Origin of the sequence: Bordetella sputigena, assembly GCF_965137885.1 — a bacterium.
Taxonomy (GTDB): domain Bacteria; phylum Pseudomonadota; class Gammaproteobacteria; order Burkholderiales; family Burkholderiaceae_B; genus Bordetella_C; species Bordetella_C sputigena.
Genome location: NZ_CBCSCA010000004.1, coordinates 72,509 through 88,116 on the forward strand (window position 1 = coordinate 72,509; position 15,608 = coordinate 88,116).

Annotated in this window: 15 protein-coding genes and 1 pseudogene; 12 read left to right on the forward strand and 4 right to left on the reverse strand. The window is 67.2% G+C overall.

Annotation, left to right across the window (positions count from 1 at the left end; translation table 11 throughout):
- The first annotated feature begins 10 nt into the window (after positions 1–10).
- From ACNA0R_RS08975 to ACNA0R_RS08995, 5 genes and pseudogenes are all read left to right on the forward strand, one after another.
- Entirely contained in the window at positions 11–682 is a 672-nt protein-coding gene (locus ACNA0R_RS08975) for an LPS-assembly lipoprotein LptE (protein ID WP_415826055.1), read from the forward strand.
- 6 nt (positions 683–688) lie between these two features.
- Positions 689–1,747, forward strand: coding sequence for a DNA polymerase III subunit delta (gene holA / locus ACNA0R_RS08980; protein ID WP_415825627.1), 1,059 nt, complete (start codon positions 689–691; stop codon positions 1,745–1,747).
- Between the two features lie 70 nt (positions 1,748–1,817).
- Positions 1,818–3,083, forward strand: coding sequence for a glutamate-5-semialdehyde dehydrogenase (locus ACNA0R_RS08985; protein ID WP_415825628.1), 1,266 nt, complete (start codon positions 1,818–1,820; stop codon positions 3,081–3,083).
- A 165-nt stretch (positions 3,084–3,248) separates the two neighbouring features.
- Positions 3,249–3,671, forward strand: coding sequence for a CopD family protein (locus ACNA0R_RS08990; protein WP_415825629.1), 423 nt, complete (start codon positions 3,249–3,251; stop codon positions 3,669–3,671).
- Between the two features lie 28 nt (positions 3,672–3,699).
- Positions 3,700–5,208, forward strand: a pseudogene (locus ACNA0R_RS08995) (THUMP domain-containing class I SAM-dependent RNA methyltransferase); the annotation flags it as partial.
- A 140-nt stretch (positions 5,209–5,348) separates the two neighbouring features.
- Here the strand turns inward: ACNA0R_RS08995 and ACNA0R_RS09000 are convergent.
- Positions 5,349–6,362: a 5-oxoprolinase subunit C family protein gene (locus tag ACNA0R_RS09000; protein WP_415825630.1), complete on the reverse strand. Its 1,014-nt coding sequence runs from the start codon at positions 6,360–6,362 to the stop codon at positions 5,349–5,351.
- On the reverse strand, positions 6,359–7,087 hold the full coding sequence (gene pxpB, locus ACNA0R_RS09005) for a 5-oxoprolinase subunit PxpB (protein ID WP_415825631.1): 729 nt from the start codon (positions 7,085–7,087) through the stop codon (positions 6,359–6,361). Before pxpB ends, ACNA0R_RS09000 begins: the two co-directional genes overlap by 4 nt.
- 140 nt (positions 7,088–7,227) lie before the next feature.
- On the opposite strand from pxpB, the gene ACNA0R_RS09010 reads away from it, so the two are divergent.
- The 7 genes from ACNA0R_RS09010 (at position 7,228) to ACNA0R_RS09040 (ending at position 13,741) form a co-directional block, all read left to right on the forward strand.
- Entirely contained in the window at positions 7,228–7,407 is a 180-nt protein-coding gene (locus ACNA0R_RS09010; protein ID WP_415826074.1) for a hypothetical protein, read from the forward strand.
- Between the two features lie 109 nt (positions 7,408–7,516).
- Entirely contained in the window at positions 7,517–8,053 is a 537-nt protein-coding gene (locus ACNA0R_RS09015; protein ID WP_415825632.1) for an RDD family protein, read from the forward strand.
- 195 nt (positions 8,054–8,248) lie between these two features.
- Positions 8,249–9,097 carry a UDP-2,3-diacylglucosamine diphosphatase gene (locus ACNA0R_RS09020; protein ID WP_415825633.1) on the forward strand — a complete coding sequence of 283 codons (849 nt, stop codon included), beginning with the start codon at positions 8,249–8,251 and terminating at the stop codon, positions 9,095–9,097.
- Between the two features lie 267 nt (positions 9,098–9,364).
- On the forward strand, positions 9,365–11,041 hold the full coding sequence (locus ACNA0R_RS09025) for an acyl-CoA synthetase (RefSeq protein ID WP_415825634.1): 1,677 nt from the start codon (positions 9,365–9,367) through the stop codon (positions 11,039–11,041).
- Positions 11,042–11,055: 14 nt separating this feature from the next.
- On the forward strand, positions 11,056–11,577 hold the full coding sequence (locus ACNA0R_RS09030) for a gamma carbonic anhydrase family protein (protein ID WP_415825635.1): 522 nt from the start codon (positions 11,056–11,058) through the stop codon (positions 11,575–11,577).
- A 112-nt stretch (positions 11,578–11,689) separates the two neighbouring features.
- Positions 11,690–12,610: an Hsp33 family molecular chaperone HslO gene (gene hslO / locus ACNA0R_RS09035; RefSeq protein WP_415825636.1), complete on the forward strand. Its 921-nt coding sequence runs from the start codon at positions 11,690–11,692 to the stop codon at positions 12,608–12,610.
- A gap of 201 nt (positions 12,611–12,811) precedes the next feature.
- The gene (locus ACNA0R_RS09040; RefSeq protein WP_415825637.1) at positions 12,812–13,741 is read left to right on the forward strand and encodes a TadE/TadG family type IV pilus assembly protein; all 930 of its coding nucleotides are present in this window, start codon (positions 12,812–12,814) and stop codon (positions 13,739–13,741) included.
- Between the two features lie 40 nt (positions 13,742–13,781).
- Here ACNA0R_RS09040 and ftsB read toward each other — a convergent pair whose 3' ends face one another.
- Positions 13,782–14,219, reverse strand: coding sequence for a cell division protein FtsB (gene ftsB, locus ACNA0R_RS09045; RefSeq protein WP_415825638.1), 438 nt, complete (start codon positions 14,217–14,219; stop codon positions 13,782–13,784).
- A gap of 66 nt (positions 14,220–14,285) precedes the next feature.
- Positions 14,286–15,572, reverse strand: a complete 1,287-nt coding sequence (gene eno, locus ACNA0R_RS09050; RefSeq protein ID WP_415825639.1) for a phosphopyruvate hydratase — start codon at positions 15,570–15,572, stop codon at positions 14,286–14,288.
- Between the last annotated feature and the right edge of the window lie 36 nt (positions 15,573–15,608).

Genomic DNA, 15,608 nt, shown 5'->3' on the forward strand with positions numbered 1-15,608 from the left:
CAAGGGCTCGATGGGCGCGCGGCGCGGCGGCCCGGGCTGGGCGCTGCGCGTCGCCGGCCTGGCCCTGCTCGCGCTGCTGTCGGCGTGCGGCTTCCAGATGCGGGGCACCACGCCCCTGCCCTTCGATTCGCTGTACATCGGCATCGCGCCGAACTCGCGCTTCGGCGCGGAGGTGCGCAGGGCCATCGCGGCGGCATCGCCGGATACCAAGCTGGTGGACGCGCCCAAGGACGCCGAAGCTATCCTGCAACAGGTACGCAACTCGCGCTCGATGCGCGAAGTCTCCCTGAATGCGCAGGGCCGGGTGGAAGAATACGAACTGGGCCTGGTGTTCACCTTCCGCGTCATCGACGCCAAGGGCCGCGCCCTGCTGCCGGATACGACGCTCGAAGCCTATCGGGAAATGCAGTACAACGACCAGGTCGTACAGGCCAAGGAAGGCCAGGCCGAGAGCCTGTACCGGAATATGGAACAAAGCCTGGTCAGCCGCATCGTGCGTCGCTTGACGGCCCCCGACGTACGGCTTGCCGCGCAAAAGCTGGAAGCCACCAAGCCCGGCGACGAGCAAGGTCCCGTCTACAACATCACGCAACCGACGCCGCAGCAGAACGACCGGCTGCCGTGGAACCGCCCGAGCATTACCAACGGCCCGGCCAGCCCCGACGACGACGGCAGCTTCTAGTTGGCCATGGCGCAAACCCTGGACGCCGACCGCTTCGCCGATCATCTGCGGCGCGCGGGGGCGCGGCTGGCGCCGCTGTACACCATCAGCGGCGACGAGCCGCTGCTGGTCACCGAAGCCATGGACGCCCTGCGCGCGGCGGCGCGCGCGGCCGGCTACACCGAGCGCACATCCATGGTGATGGACGCGCGCAGCGACTGGAGCGCCGTGGTCGCCGCCACCCAGACCGTCTCGCTGTTCGGCGACCGCCGTCTGCTGGAACTCAAGATCCCCACCGGCAAGCCCGGCAAGGCTGGCGGCGACATGCTGGCCCGCCTGGCCGAACAGGCGGACGCCAACGGCGGCGACCCCGATACGGTGATCGCGATCGGGCTGCCGCGGCTGGACAAGGCCACGCGCGAAAGCCGCTGGATGACCGCGCTGGCGCGGGGCGTCCTGGTCGACATCGCGAACATCGAACGCGGGCGATTGCCCGCCTGGATAGGCGAACGCCTGGCGCGCCAGAACCAGCGCGCCGATGCCGCCACGCTGCAATGGATGGCGGACAAGGTCGAGGGCAACCTGCTGGCGGCGCATCAGGAAATCCAGAAACTGGGGCTGCTGTATCCCGAAGGCATGCTGGAAGCCGAAGCCGTGGAACGCGCAGTGCTGAACGTTGCCCGCTACGACGTGTTCGGCCTGCGCGACGCCATGCTGGCGGGCGACGTCGGCCGCACCGTACGCATGCTGGACGGCCTGCGCGCCGAAGGCGAAGCGTTGCCCCTGGTGCTGTGGGCGGTGGGCGAGGAAATCCGCATCCTGGCCCGCGTGGCGCAGGCCCGCGCCAGCGGACAGGACAGCGGCGCCGTCATGCGCAAGCTGCGTATTTTCGGCGCCCATGAAAGGCTGGCGCTGCAGGCGCTGTCGCGCGTGCCCGCGCGTGCCTGGCCGGCCGCCGTGCAGCACGCGCACGAGGTCGACCGCATCATCAAGGGGCTGTCCGTGCCGGGACGCCTGGCCGATCCGTGGGAAGAGATGACCCGGTTGGCGCTGCGGGTAGCCGCCGCCGGCAGACGGGAAACCTGAGCCGCCGGCGCCGGATACACTACGAGCTTACCGCCGGCCGCCCCGGCGCATGCCGATTCCATCGATAGCCATGTCCAGCCAGACCGTAGAACAAGCCATGCTCGCCCTGGGCGAGAACGCCCGCCGCGCCGCGCGCCTGATGATGTCCGCCAGCGGCGCCGCCAAAGTCCGCGCGCTGACCGCCATGGCGGATGCCCTCGGGGACAGCCGCGACGCCCTCAAAGCCGCGAACCGACAGGACATGGATGCGGCGCGCGAAAACGGCCTCACGCCGGCGCTGATGGACCGCCTTACCCTGTCCGACCGCACCCTGGACCTGATGGCGGAAGGCCTGCGCCAGGTCGCCGCCCTGCCCGATCCCGTGGGCAGCATAGGTCCCACGACCATCCGGCCCAATGGCATGCGGGTCGCGCAGATGCGGGTGCCGCTGGGCGTGATCGGCATCATTTATGAATCGCGCCCCAACGTCACGATAGACGCCGCCGCCCTGTGCCTGAAATCCGGCAACGCCGCCATCCTGCGCGGCGGCAGCGAGGCCCTGCGCTCCAACCTGGCGCTGGCCGCCATCGTGCGCCAGGGCCTGGATGCCGCCGGACTGCCCGCCCACGCGGTACAGGTCGTCGATACCGCGGATCGCGCCGCGGTCGGCAAGCTGATCACCATGACCGAACATGTCGACGTCATCGTGCCGCGCGGCGGCAAGAGCCTGATCCAGCGCGTCAGCGCGGAGGCCCGCGTACCCGTCATCAAGCACCTGGACGGCAATTGCCACGTCTACATCGACGCCGACGCGGATCCGGAAAAAGCCCATGCCATCGCGTTCAATGCCAAGACCTACCGCTACGGGGTCTGCGGGTCGATGGAAACGCTGCTGGTACATGCGGCGGTAGCCGATACGATCCTGCCGCGCCTGGCCGATGCCTTGACGCGTCATGGCGTCGAACTGCGCGGCTGTCCGCGCACGCGCGAACTGGTTCCGGCCGCCCACGCCGCCACCGACGCGGACTGGGCCGAAGAATACCTGGGGCCCATCCTGGCGATCCGCATCGTCGACTCGCTCGATGACGCCATGGATCACATCGGCCGTTGGGGCTCGGGCCACACCGATGCCATCGTCACCGAAAACCTGGGTGCCGCGCAACGCTTCCAGCGCGAGGTGGATTCCAGTTCGGTGTACGTCAACCTGCCGACGGTGTTCGCGGACGGCTATGAATATGGATTGGGTTCGGAGATCGGCATTTCCACCAATCGCCTGCATGCGCGCGGCCCGGTAGGGCTGGAAGGCCTTACGACCTACAAGTGGGTGCTGACGGGCGAAGGGCAGCTGCGCGGCTGAGCGCCGGCGGTTACCTGGCTACCTGGCGGGCTTGGCTACCCGGCGGGCTAGCCACCAGGCGGCCTGGCGACGGCCCAAGGCCGACACGCGGTACCCACGCCGGTCGCGCCTACCCGGCGCCACGTATCGCCCTACAATGCCGGTTTTCCTCAAAGGTAGCGGCCCATGCTCTGGATCAAGACCCTGCACATCGTCTTTATCGCCTCCTGGTTCGCCGGTTTGTTCTACCTGCCGCGCATCTATGTGAACCTGGCGCAGCAGGACGAACCCGCGGTGCGCACGGTGCTGCTGGGCATGGCAAGGCGCCTGTTCCGCTTTACCACCGTGCTGGCCGTGATCGCCATCGTTTTCGGGCTGTGGCTGTATATCGGCTATGGCATCGGCATGGGGCCAGGCAACGGCTGGATGCATGCGAAGCTGTTCTTCGTGCTGTTGATCATCGGCTACCATCATGCCTGTGGCGTCATGCTGCGCAAATTCGAACGAGGCGGCAAGACGCGCAGCCATACCTTCTACCGATGGTTCAACGAGATCTCGGTACTGCTGCTGTTCATCGTGGTGGCGCTGGTCGTCGTCAAGCCGTTCTGAGCATTAGCATCTCCAGATCATCCATTCCATGTCCGTTGACGATTCCGAACGCCCGCGCAAAACGCTGACCCTGACCAAGCGGGCCGGCGCCGCCGCGCCTGCCGCGGACGCCAAGCGCAAGCGCAGCGGCGCGCGCGCCAAACTGGTCGCCTTGCAGGAGAAACAGCGCGAAAAGACCAGGCCGGCGAAGGCCGCCGCGGATGCGCCGCGCGGCCGCGCGGAAGAAGACCGCGTCGAACGTCGCGTACCGGCGCGGCCGGACGCTGGCGCTCCCGCCCGCCGCGGCCCGCGCCAGGCCGATAGCCATGCGCCCGCCCAAGCCCATGACATGGAACACGCGCAACACGCCCAACAGGCGGAGCGGCCGCGCAAACGCCCCGGGCCGGGACCGCGCGCCAGCGAGCGATTCCAGGTATTCGCCCCCTGCCCCCAGGGCCTGGAAGAAGTCCTGGCCATCGAACTGCGCGCCCTGGGCTTCGACGACGCGCGCACCGGCCGGGCCGGCGCGCACTTCAGCGCCGACTGGACCGGCGTACAGCAGGCCAACCTGTATTCGCGGCTGGCGACGCGCATCCTGGTGCAAGTCGCGCAGGCTCCGGTGCAGGATGAAAACGATCTGCTGGACCTGGCCTATGCCACGCCGTGGGAGCGCTGGTTCGGCGCCGAACAGACGCTGCGGGTCGATACATCCGCCATCAAAAGCCCCATGCGCAGCCTGCAGTACTGCAATTTGCGCGTCAAGGACGGTATCTGCGACCGCTTGCTGGACCGCGAAGGCGCCCGCCCTGACATCGACACCGTGCGACCCGATGCGCGCGTGCACGCCTTCCTGACCGCCGACACCGCGACGCTATACCTGGATACCAGCGGTGAATCGCTGTTCAAACGTGGATGGCGGCTGGACAAGGGCGAAGCGCCGCTGCGCGAGAACCTGGCGGCCGGCATGCTGGCCCTGGCGGGCTGGGATCCCGCCGCGCCGCTGCTGGACCCATTCTGCGGTAGCGGCACCATCCTGATCGAAGCCGCATGGATCGCGCTGGGCGTACCGCCCGGCATCGCGCGGCCCTTCTCCTTCGAGCGGCTGCGCGACCACGACGCCCGGCGCTGGCGGGACCTGAAAGACGATGCAAGGGCGCGCATCCAGCCCCAGCTGGACACGCCCTTGTTCGGCTACGACATCGATCCGCAGGCCATCGAGCATGCGCGCCGCAACGCCGAACGCGCCTGGCTGACGGAAGACAGCATACGCTTCGAGGTCGGCGACGCCCGCGCGCTGCAGGCGCCCGCCGAACACGGCTGGATCGTCACCAACCCGCCCTATGGCGAGCGGCTGCAGGCAGGCCACGACGAGAACCTGTGGAGCGATTGGGCCGCATGCCTGAAGCGGCAATTCGCCGGATGGCAGGTGGATGCCATCTCCAGCGATATGGCGCTGCCCCAGAAGATGCGCCTGAAACCGCGGCGGCGGATTCCCCTGCACAACGGCGCGCTGGATTGCCGGTTGTTCAGCTTCGAACTGGTCAGCGCCGGCTATCGCGACAAGCGGGTGAACGCCGGCGCCGGCGTGGACGCGAACGCGGACATGGCCGCCGACGACCCGGACGAAACGGACGACGATCGCTGAAGGCAGCGACACCGCTCGGACCCGCCGGGCGGCGTCAACACCGCATCCCCCCGTCAGGAAGCGTCAAACGCCGCGCCGGCGCGCGACATCGCGGCCGTCACCTGCGCACGCAGCGCCTCCAGCGACTGTTCGCGTTCCAGATACAAGGCCTGCGCCTCTTCCAGCGTGATCATGGAAAAACGCAGGGCATCGCCCGGCAAGGCCTGCGCCAGCAGCGGCAGATCGACACTGGCGACATAGGCAATCTTGGGATAGCCGCCGGCGCTCTGGCGATCCGCCATCAGGACAATCGGATTGCCGTCGGGCGGCACCTGCACCGTGCCGAAGGACACCGCCTCCGACACCATTTCCAGGGGCGCGGACAGCGCCAGCCGCGGCCCGTTCAAGCGATAGCCCATGCGGTCGGAGCGGCTGTCGATCTGGAAGGCCTGCTCGCGGAACGCCGTCCGGGCTTCCTCCGTATAGGCCTGCCATTGCGGTCCCGGCATGGCGCGCAGGCCATCCAGGCTACCGGGAAGCGCCGGCAAGTCGAATTGCGCCGCGCTGACGAACGGCAGTCCGCACTGCACCAGCAGCCGCGTGGCGCCCGCGTAGCCGGCATCGGCCGCGCACAATGCGAGTCTGTCATCCCGCGCCAGCGGCCGGCCATGGAAGCCGCCATAGCCGCCGCGCGCGAAGGTGCTGCGGCTGCCCATGACCGAGGGAACGTCGAAACCGCCACGCACCGCCAGGTACACGCGGGCGCCGCGCCGGCGTTCACCGAAGGCCAGCGTGGCGCCTGCCCGCACCAGCAGGGGCTGGTTCATAGGCGCCGGCATGTCGTCGATACGCGCCCGCAAATCGGCGCCGGACAACGCGATCAGCCGCTCCCGCATGAAACGCAGCGTGGGACCGGTCAGCGTGCATTCCAGCGTGGCGGTGTCGTCGGGGTTGCCGACCAGGATATTGGCCAGCCTGTGCGCCCATTCATCCATGACGCCGTTCACGGGCACGCCGTACCGCTGGTGGCCGTAGCGTCCCAGATCCTGCAGTTGCGTCAGCGCGCCGGGCTTCAGGACGCGTATCACGGGCGCGCCTCGTAGAGCCGGTCGAATTCGGCGGACGAAATCGGCACGAAGCGCAGGCGATCGCCCAGGCGTAGCCGGGCCGGCGGGTCGCGCCGCAGATCGAACAGATTCCATGGCGTGCGTCCGATCAGGTTCCACCCGCCCGGCATGGCCAACTGGTAAATCATCGACAGGCCGTTGGCGATGGCCACCGAGCCGGCCGGAACCTCGGTGCGAGGCGTAGCGCGGCGCGGCACCGCCAGTCGCGGATCCAGTCCGCCCGCGAACGGCGTGCCGGGCGCGAAAAAGAAGGTGTACACCACCAGCGGCGAAGCGCCATGCAATTCGATGACCTCGCCCGTGGTCAGGCCGCAGCGCTCGGCCACTTCGTCCAGATCGGGGCCGTACGCGCCGCCATAGCAGGCGGGAATCTCCACCAGCCGCGATTCGGCGTCGATATCCGGGATGCCGCGGCGCAGGCGGTCCCGCACGATGGCCGCCAGGCAGGCGAACGGCGTATCGGGCTGGCCGGCATAGGCCTGCGGCAGGTAATGCAAGGCGACCGTGGTGAACGCCGGCACCACATCGATCACGCCCGGCGGCGGGTCCGCCAGCAGATCCGCCGCCAGCGCCAGCACCGACCGGTTGACCGCGGCGTCCACCTGGTTGCCCAGGGTCACCAGCAGACAACGGTCGCCGACGGGATCGATCCGACCGGGGAAATGGGGCTCGGCCTGGCTTTCCATGCAGTTGAACTTGTTGCTTTTTTGCGACTTGCGCGCGCTAGGGTTAACCCCTATAATTCGGGTTATCCCTAGAGCGCACGCGATGAAACCGATCCTCGGGATGGAACGCAGCGCTTGCTTTTAGCACCCAGGATATTATCGTGAACGAACGTGAACCCCTGCGCCTGACCGACGAACTGGAACGCGAATTGATGCGTCAGGCTATTGAAGAACAATTCCGCCCGCGCCCGTTCCGCGCGTTGGCTAAGATGATCAGCAAGCTCGGCCGCTCTTTCCGCGCCCCGGATGCCCGCCATAGCGGCGAAGCAGCCCGCGCCTGAAACCGAAAAGCGCGCCTGACAGCGACAGATCCCCTTGGGGGCTGCACAAGCCCCTTTTAAAACCCGCCCTCGTGGCGGGCTTTTTTTTTGCCGGGGATAATACGCCGCTATGAACACCCCGACTGCCCTGCCCGCGCCGCCCCGCCTGCGGCGTTTTGCCTGCATGATGTACGAAGCCGTGCTGCTGTTCGGCGTGGTTTTCCTGGCGGATTATCTTTTCGACACCCTGACCCAGAGCCGCAGCGGCCTGATGCTGCGGCCGGCCCGCCAGCTATGGCTTTTCATGGCCATCGGCCTGTATTTCGTCGTGTGCTGGCGGCGGTCCGGACAGACGCTGCCGATGAAGACCTGGAACATCCGGCTGGTGACCAGGGATGGCTCGGCGCCGTCCCTGACCCGCCTGGTATGGCGCTACGGCCTGGCCTGGGTGCTGCCGCTGATCGCGGCATTGGCAGTCTGGGGCCTGGAGTCGCTGACCCGCTGGCCCGCTACCCTGATGTTCATCGTCGCCGCGCCGTTCGCGATTTTCATCGGCTCCTGGCTGGATCCGGAAGGCCAGTTCCTGCACGATCGCTGGGCCGGAACGCGCCTGGTGACCGTGCCGGCGTCGACCCGCGCCGCGCGCAAGAGTCCGGCCGGCGCATAGCCTGACCGGCGGTCCCCGGTGGCGTTAGCGCCCGCCGTATCGCCCTGGCATCCCACGGCGGCCCCTGCCGCGCACATCGTGCCGCCCGCGGCAGGCATCGTCCCGCGCCGCTGTCATGAAAGCGCCATCCGAATTTCACATCGACGTCATCGCCGGGTGATGTCATGCGTACATGACAGCGCGAACGAGGGATTTGTGAACGAGATTCGCCCGACGCATTGGCGCACTGTGTGGATTTCCGATTTGCATCTCGGCACGACGGGGTGCAAGGCCGAATTCCTCCTGGATTTCCTGGACCACAACGAAGCCGAAACGCTGTACCTGGTCGGCGACATCGTCGATGGCTGGCAGCTTCGCAAGCATTGGCACTGGCCGCGCGCGCACAACGACGTCGTTCAGCGCATCCTGCGCAAGGCGCGGGAAGGTACCCGGGTCGTATTCGTACCCGGCAACCATGACGAATTCGCCCGCGAGTTCATCGGCTATGCCTTCGGCGATATCGAGATCGTCGACGAAGACGTCCACGAGACCGCCGACGGACGCAAGCTGCTCGTGCTGCACGGCGATCAGTTCGACGGCGTGATCCAGCACAGCAAATGGCTGGCGCACCTGGGCGATTCGCTGTATCAGTTCGCGCTCTGGCTGAATCACTACTTCAACCGCATGCGCCATCGCATGGGACTGCACTACTGGTCGCTGTCCCAATACCTGAAGCACAAGGTCAAGAACGCGGTTGCCTTCATCACCAACTTCGAGCACGCGCTGGCCGGCGAGGCCCGCCGGCGCGGCTTGGACGGCGTTGTCTGCGGCCACATCCACAAAGCCGAACTGCGCGACATCGACGGCGTGCTGTATTGCAACGATGGCGACTGGGTGGAGAGCCTGTCAGCCCTGGCCGAAGATCATGCGGGCCAGTTGCAGTTGCTCGATTGGGCCACCGTGCTGGCGGACCGCGCGGCCGGCGCGCCGGCGGCGCGCACGCCTCGGCCGGTATCGCTGCCCGCGCTTCCCTCGGCCCTGCGCCGGCAGGGCAAGCATCCATAAAGCGACGCATCGGCCGGATGGCGCCTGCCAGGTGATGCACCGGCTTGCCACGCCCCAGCCTGCTGGGCCAACCGGCCCGCGCTGGCGCGCCGTTTGGCGCCGTAGGGCGGCACGCGCAGCAACATCGGTAATAACCCTAGGCGCGACAGGCCGTTGCACGCGAATGTTGCGGATCGTGGCCCTCTAGGTCATGCTTGCGTCTGGGGCAATCCGGCCCCAAAAGCACTGCCGACGAGTACCATCGTTGTAACCGCTCACAACAGGGCCATGAACGATCAATACCAGGCGCTTTACGACTCTTTCCGCTGGCTAGTACCCACGCAGTTCAACATCGCCGAGGTGTGCTGCCACCGTTGGGCCGAAAGCGGCCTCGACGCGCGCCGCATTGCCATTTATTACGAAGACGAGGCGGGCAACAGAGAGGTCTGGACCTACGGACGCCTGGCGGAAGCGGCCAACCAGTTGGCGAACGGCCTGGTGCGCATGGGGGTCGGAAAAGGCGACCGCGTAGGTGTTGTTTTAGGACAACGACCGGAGACCGTGGTGGTGCACATGGCCACCTACAGCGTCGGCGCCATCATCGTGCCCTTGTCCGGATTGTTCGGCCCCGAAGCGCTGGAATCCCGCCTGCGCGACTCGGAAGCGCGGGTGGCCGTGGTGGATGCGGCGTCCAGCGCCAATCTGCTGTCCATCGCGGAACAATGCCCCGCCCTGCACCAGATCATCGGCATCGGGTTCGCCGACGAACGGGTGCTGCCCTGGCGCAGCCTGCTGGCGCGCCAGCCCGCGGAATTCAAGCGCATCGCCACCCTGGCCACGGACCCGGCCATCCTGCTCTATACGTCCGGCACCACGGGCGCGCCCAAGGGCGCGCTGCTGCCCCACTCCGCGTTGATCGGCAATCTGCCCGGCTTTGTGGCCTCGCAGGACTGGTTTCCCAAGCTGGGCGATGTGTTCTGGTCGCCGGCCGACTGGGCCTGGACCGGCGGCATGATGGACGCCCTGTTGCCTACGCTGTATTTCGGCCACCCCATCGTCGGCACGCGTGGGCGTTTCTCGCCGGAACGCTCGTTCGAGCTGCTGGAGCGCTATCAGGTCACCAACACCTTTCTGTTCCCCACCGCGCTGAAGGCCATGATGAAGGCGGTGCCGGCGCCACGCGAACGCTACAAGCTGGCATTGCGGGCGATCATGAGCGCCGGGGAAAGCGTGGGCGAGACCGTGTTCGGCTGGTGCCAGTCGGCACTGGGCGTTACGCCGAACGAGATGTTCGGCCAGACTGAAATGAATTACCTGGTGGGCAACAGCCAGGCACGCTGGCCGGCCAAGCCCGGCAGCATGGGCCGCCCTTATCCGGGTCACCGCGTCGGCGTCATCGACGAACAAGGCCAACCGGTGAAGGCGGGCGAAATCGGCGAAGTCGCGCTGAACCGCTACGACATTCACGGCCATCCCGATCCCGTCCTGTTCCTGCAGTACTGGCGCAACCCGGCCGCGACAGCGGCGAAATTCAGCGGCGACTGGTGCCGTACCGGCGACCTGGCGCGCATGGATGAAGACGGCTACCTCTGGTACGCCGGACGCAGCGACGATGTCTTCAAATCGGCGGGTTATCGCATCGGGCCCGGTGAAATCGAAAGTTGCCTGCTGGGGCACCCGGCGGTGGCCAATGCCGCGGTGGTCCCTAAGCCGGATCCGGAGCGGGGCGCATTGGTCAAGGCCTATGTCGTCCTGACGCCGGAGTACGCCGCCCAGGCTCACGACGGCATCGTGCAGGCCCTGCAGGACCATGTGCGCGAACGGCTGGCGCCGTATGAATATCCCAAGGAAATCGAGTTCCTGGACGAACTGCCCATGACGACCACCGGCAAGGTGCAGCGCCGGATACTGCGGCAGCGTGAAGAGGAAAAAGCAGAAAGGGCGAGCGGCGGCCAGCCCGCCTGACGCAGGGAGACAGCATGGCCATCTACGAACTCGAAGGCGTCGCGCCGCGCATCGACGCCAGCGCCTATATCGCCGATAGCGCCGACATCATCGGCGACGTCACCCTGGAAGCGGACGTCAGCATCTGGCCGCAAGTGACGATACGCGGCGACAACGCGCCCATCGTTATCGGCCAGCGCAGCAATATCCAGGAATCGTCGGTGCTCCATGTCGACAAGGGCCATGGGCTGATCGTCGAAGAACACGTCACGGTCGGTCACCAGGCGATGCTGCATGGGTGCACCATACGCGCCGGCGCGCTGGTCGGGATACAGGCCATCGTGCTGAATGACGCGGTGGTGGGCCGCAACTGCCTGATCGGCGCCGGCGCCATCATTCCGGAAGGCCGCGTCATCCCGGACAACAGCCTGGTCATAGGCATCGGCAAGGTGGTGCGCGAACTGACCCAGGAAGAGATCGACCGCATGCACCTGAATACGCAGGGTTATGTGGAGCGCGGTCGCCAATACAAGCGCGTGCTGAAACGCATCGGGTGACGTGCGCCGCTACCGGCGTCGCCGTACTCATCCTTCACGGTTGCCCTGAAACGGACGCCGGCCGCGGGGCCGGAGCGGGCGGCGGGAAGACGGTATCGGCTAACATTCGTGCATGACCGATCTTCTCAAGAAATACCTGTTCGAGGACCGTACCGTGCGCGTGCAGGCGGTACGGCTGCACGACACCTGGCGCGCCGCCCAGGTCCATCACGACTACCCTCCCGCGATCAAACGCCTGCTGGGCGAATTGATCGCCGCATCCACCCTGCTTGCCGCCAACCTGAAGTTCGACGGTTCGCTGGTCATGCAGGTCCAGGGCGACGGGCCCATCGCGCTGCTGGTGGTGGAATGCCGCGCCGACCTGAGCCTGCGCGCGACCGTCAAGCTGCGCCAGGAGCAGGTGGTGCCGGATACCGGGACCATGCAAAGCCTGATGAACCCCGGCGGCAATGGCCGTTTCATCGTGGTGCTGGATCCGCAGCGTAAAGCGCCCGGGCAGCAGCCCTACCAGGGCATCGTGCCTATCGTCGGCGAGACCGTCGCCGATGCGCTCAGCCACTATATGCAGCAGTCGGAACAGCTGGAAACCCGCTTGTGGCTGGCCGCGGATGAGAACCATGCGGCGGGCATGCTGCTGCAGCGTTTGCCCGGACAGGGCGGCGTCGCGCAGACACCCGAGGCGGCGGAGGAAAGCTGGAACCGGGCGGTGCATCTGACGCAGACGTTGAAATCGGATGAGCTGCTGGGCACCGACATCGATACCTTGATCCACCGCCTGTATTGGGATGAAACCCTGCTGACCTTCGAGCCGTCCGGGGTGCGCTGGCATTGCCCCTGCAACCGCGGCAAGGTCGCCGATATGCTGCGCATGCTGGGCCGCGCGGAAATCGAGGACATCCTGGCCGAGCGCGGAGAGGTGGAAGTCGCCTGCGACTTCTGCGGCAAGCCGTATGTATTCGATGCGGTGGATTGCGCGGGGCTGTTCACGGAGTCGCAGGCACTGCCTGGGCAGGATCCGCCGACGGTGCACTAGTCCAGGCGCCTGCCGGGACGATGCGACGCACCGGCGGTGCGCGTGCCGGCGCGCTGCGGCGCCGTGCCGCGGCGCGGCGCACTGCGGCAATGCGGGCAATGCGGGCAATGCGGGCAATGGCGTGCTCGGCCATGTGCGCCCGTTCCAGCACGCGTATATATCGCAATCGACGCGCGCCGGCCGGCGCGGCAGACTCGCGTCATGCATCCACCGACCTCGCGCGCGGCGGTCCGCCAGCGCGGGGCGGCCATGGCGGCCTTTACCGCAAGCGCGCTGCCCCTATTCTTCTGCGGGCTGCTGATCATCGAAGCCGCCCGCTGGCACATGACCCGCCAGATGCTGAACCTGGCGCTCCTGGAAGCGGCCCGTGCCGGCACCACGGCGCACGCGCGCCCGGCGGCGATCGAGCAGGCTTTTGAAGCCGCCCTGCTGCCCCTGTTCCACCCTCCCGGCCGACATGGCGATGCGCGCACTCGCATGCGCGCCAGCTTCCTGTACGTGGCGCAGCAGACCGGCGCCGCGCCCTGGCGTATCGAGGTGCTCGCCCCGACGGCCGAAGCCTATGCCGACTTCGGCGATGCATCGCTGCGCGTGCCGGGCGCGCCGGGGTTGCCGGCCATACGCAACGACTACCAGGCCGAACAGCATCTGCGCCGCCGCCGCATGGGGTGGCAGGCGGGGCGCGGGCCGCGGTCAGGGCAGACGGTTTTCGAGGCGAATATGCTGCGTCTGCGGCTGGCTTATGCGCATCCACCCTGGCTGCCGGGCCTGCGCGCCTTGTTGGCGCGGCTCGCGGCCGGGCGAGGCAGCCGCGATCCGGCGGCGCGCGCGGGCATGCTGGTGATGGAAATGGAAATGGCCTTGCCCATGCAGTCGCATCCCGTACTATGGCACCGGATCGCTGCCGGCGGCGCGAGCCGGCCCTGGCGGTCCGAGGGCGTAGGGCGGCCGGCTGCCCCAGGGGCCGGCGCCGGCGATCGGCTTCAAGTCCTGCCGCCCTGGCGGGGCGAGGAAAGTGCGGCCGTCTCCGGACAGCCCGATCCAGGAGCGCAAGGCGCATCCCGGAACGCGGATCATCGGCGGTCGGATGACCCGGCGTGCGGGGTACTTATATGTTGCGTGGACCGTTAATGACGACGTGCGGGGCGCTTCCAGCCCGCGTGGTAGACCGCTAGCGGCGCGCGCCCTGCGCCGCGTTGGGCCCGGTCGCGGGACGGTTCGTCGACGAGACGTTGGACGCATTAGCGCCGGACGCACGATTCGCGGATGGCGCGCCGCCGGGGGAACCCTGGCGATTCGCCGCCTCGGCGGGTGGCGCCGGCACAGGGGGATTGCTGCCGGCCGGCACGATCTGCACGAAGACCTCGCCTTCCTTCATCATGCCCAGTTCGCTGCGCGCCCGTTCTTCCAGCGCACCGGTGCCTGTCTGCAGATCGCGCACTTCCGCATCCAGGGCGGCATTACGGGCGCGCATGCCCTCATTGACGGCGCGCTGCGCCGCCACCTGTTTCTGCAGGTCCCATACCTTGAACCAGCCGCCCTTACCCAGCCACAACGGGTACTGGATCAGGCAGACCAGGGCCAGTAGAACCAGGAACAACAGGCGCATGCGGTATCCGAGTGGGGTTGAACGGCGACCGCCCCTTCAGGAACGGCCGCCGGACGCGCGACCAGGTCAGCGCAGGTTGTAGAAGGCTTCCAGGCCGGGATAGGACGCGACCTCGGCCAGCTCTTCCTCGATGCGCAGCAGCTGGTTGTACTTGGCCATGCGGTCGGAACGCGACAGCGAACCGGTCTTGATCTGCATGGCGTTGGTCGCCACGGCGATGTCGGCGATGGTGGAGTCTTCCGTTTCGCCCGACCGATGCGAGACCACGGCGGTGTAGCCGGCGCGCTTGGCCATTTCGATGGCGGCGAAGGTCTCGGTCAGCGTGCCGATCTGGTTGATCTTGATCAGGATGGAATTGGCCACGCCCTTGGAAATGCCTTCCTTGAGAATGCGCGTGTTGGTGACGAACAGGTCGTCGCCCACCAGCTGCACCTTCTTGCCCAATTGGTCGGTCAGCAGCTTCCAGCCTTCCCAATCGTTTTCGGCCATGCCGTCTTCGATGGAGATGATGGGGTACTTGTCGCACCACGTGGCCAGCAGATTGGCGAATTCCTGCGAGCTGAGCGAAATGCCGCCCTCGCCTTCCAGCACGTACTTGCCGTTCTTGAAGAATTCCGAACTGGCGCAGTCCAGGCCCAGCGCGATCTGGGTGCCGGGCTCGTAGCCGGCTTCGCCGATCGCCTTAAGGATCAGCTGGATGGCGGCCTCGTGATTGGCCACGTTGGGCGCGAAACCGCCCTCGTCGCCCACGGCGGTGGACATGCCCTGGGCGTTGATCAGCTTCTTGAGCGCGTGGAAGACTTCCGCGCCCCATCGCAGCGCTTCGCGGAAGCTGGCCGCGCCCACCGGCAGGATCATGAATTCCTGCAGGTCCAGCGTGTTGTTGGCGTGCGCGCCGCCATTGATGACGTTCATCATCGGCACCGGCATGCTCATGGGGCCGCTGCCGCCGAAATAACGGTACAGCGACAGGCCGGATTCGTCGGCCGCGGCGCGCGCCACCGCCATGCTGGCGGCCAGGATGGCATTGGCGCCCAGGCGTTCCTTGGCATCGGTGCCGTCCAGCTCGATCAGGGTGCGGTCGACGAAGGTCTGTTCCTGGGCGTCCAGGCCCATCAGCGCTTCGGAGATTTCGGTGTTCAGGTTTTCGACCGCGCGCAGCACGCCCTTGCCCAGATAGCGGCCTTTGTCGCCGTCACGCAATTCGATGGCTTCGCGCGTGCCGGTGGAGGCGCCCGACGGCACGGCGGCGCGGCCCATGGCGCCGGATTCGAGCAGTACATCGCATTCCACGGTGGGATTGCCGCGCGAATCGAGGATTTCGCGGCCGATGATGTCGACGATTGCACTCATGATGGTCTTCCCTAAGTCGTTGAGATCGATGAAAAC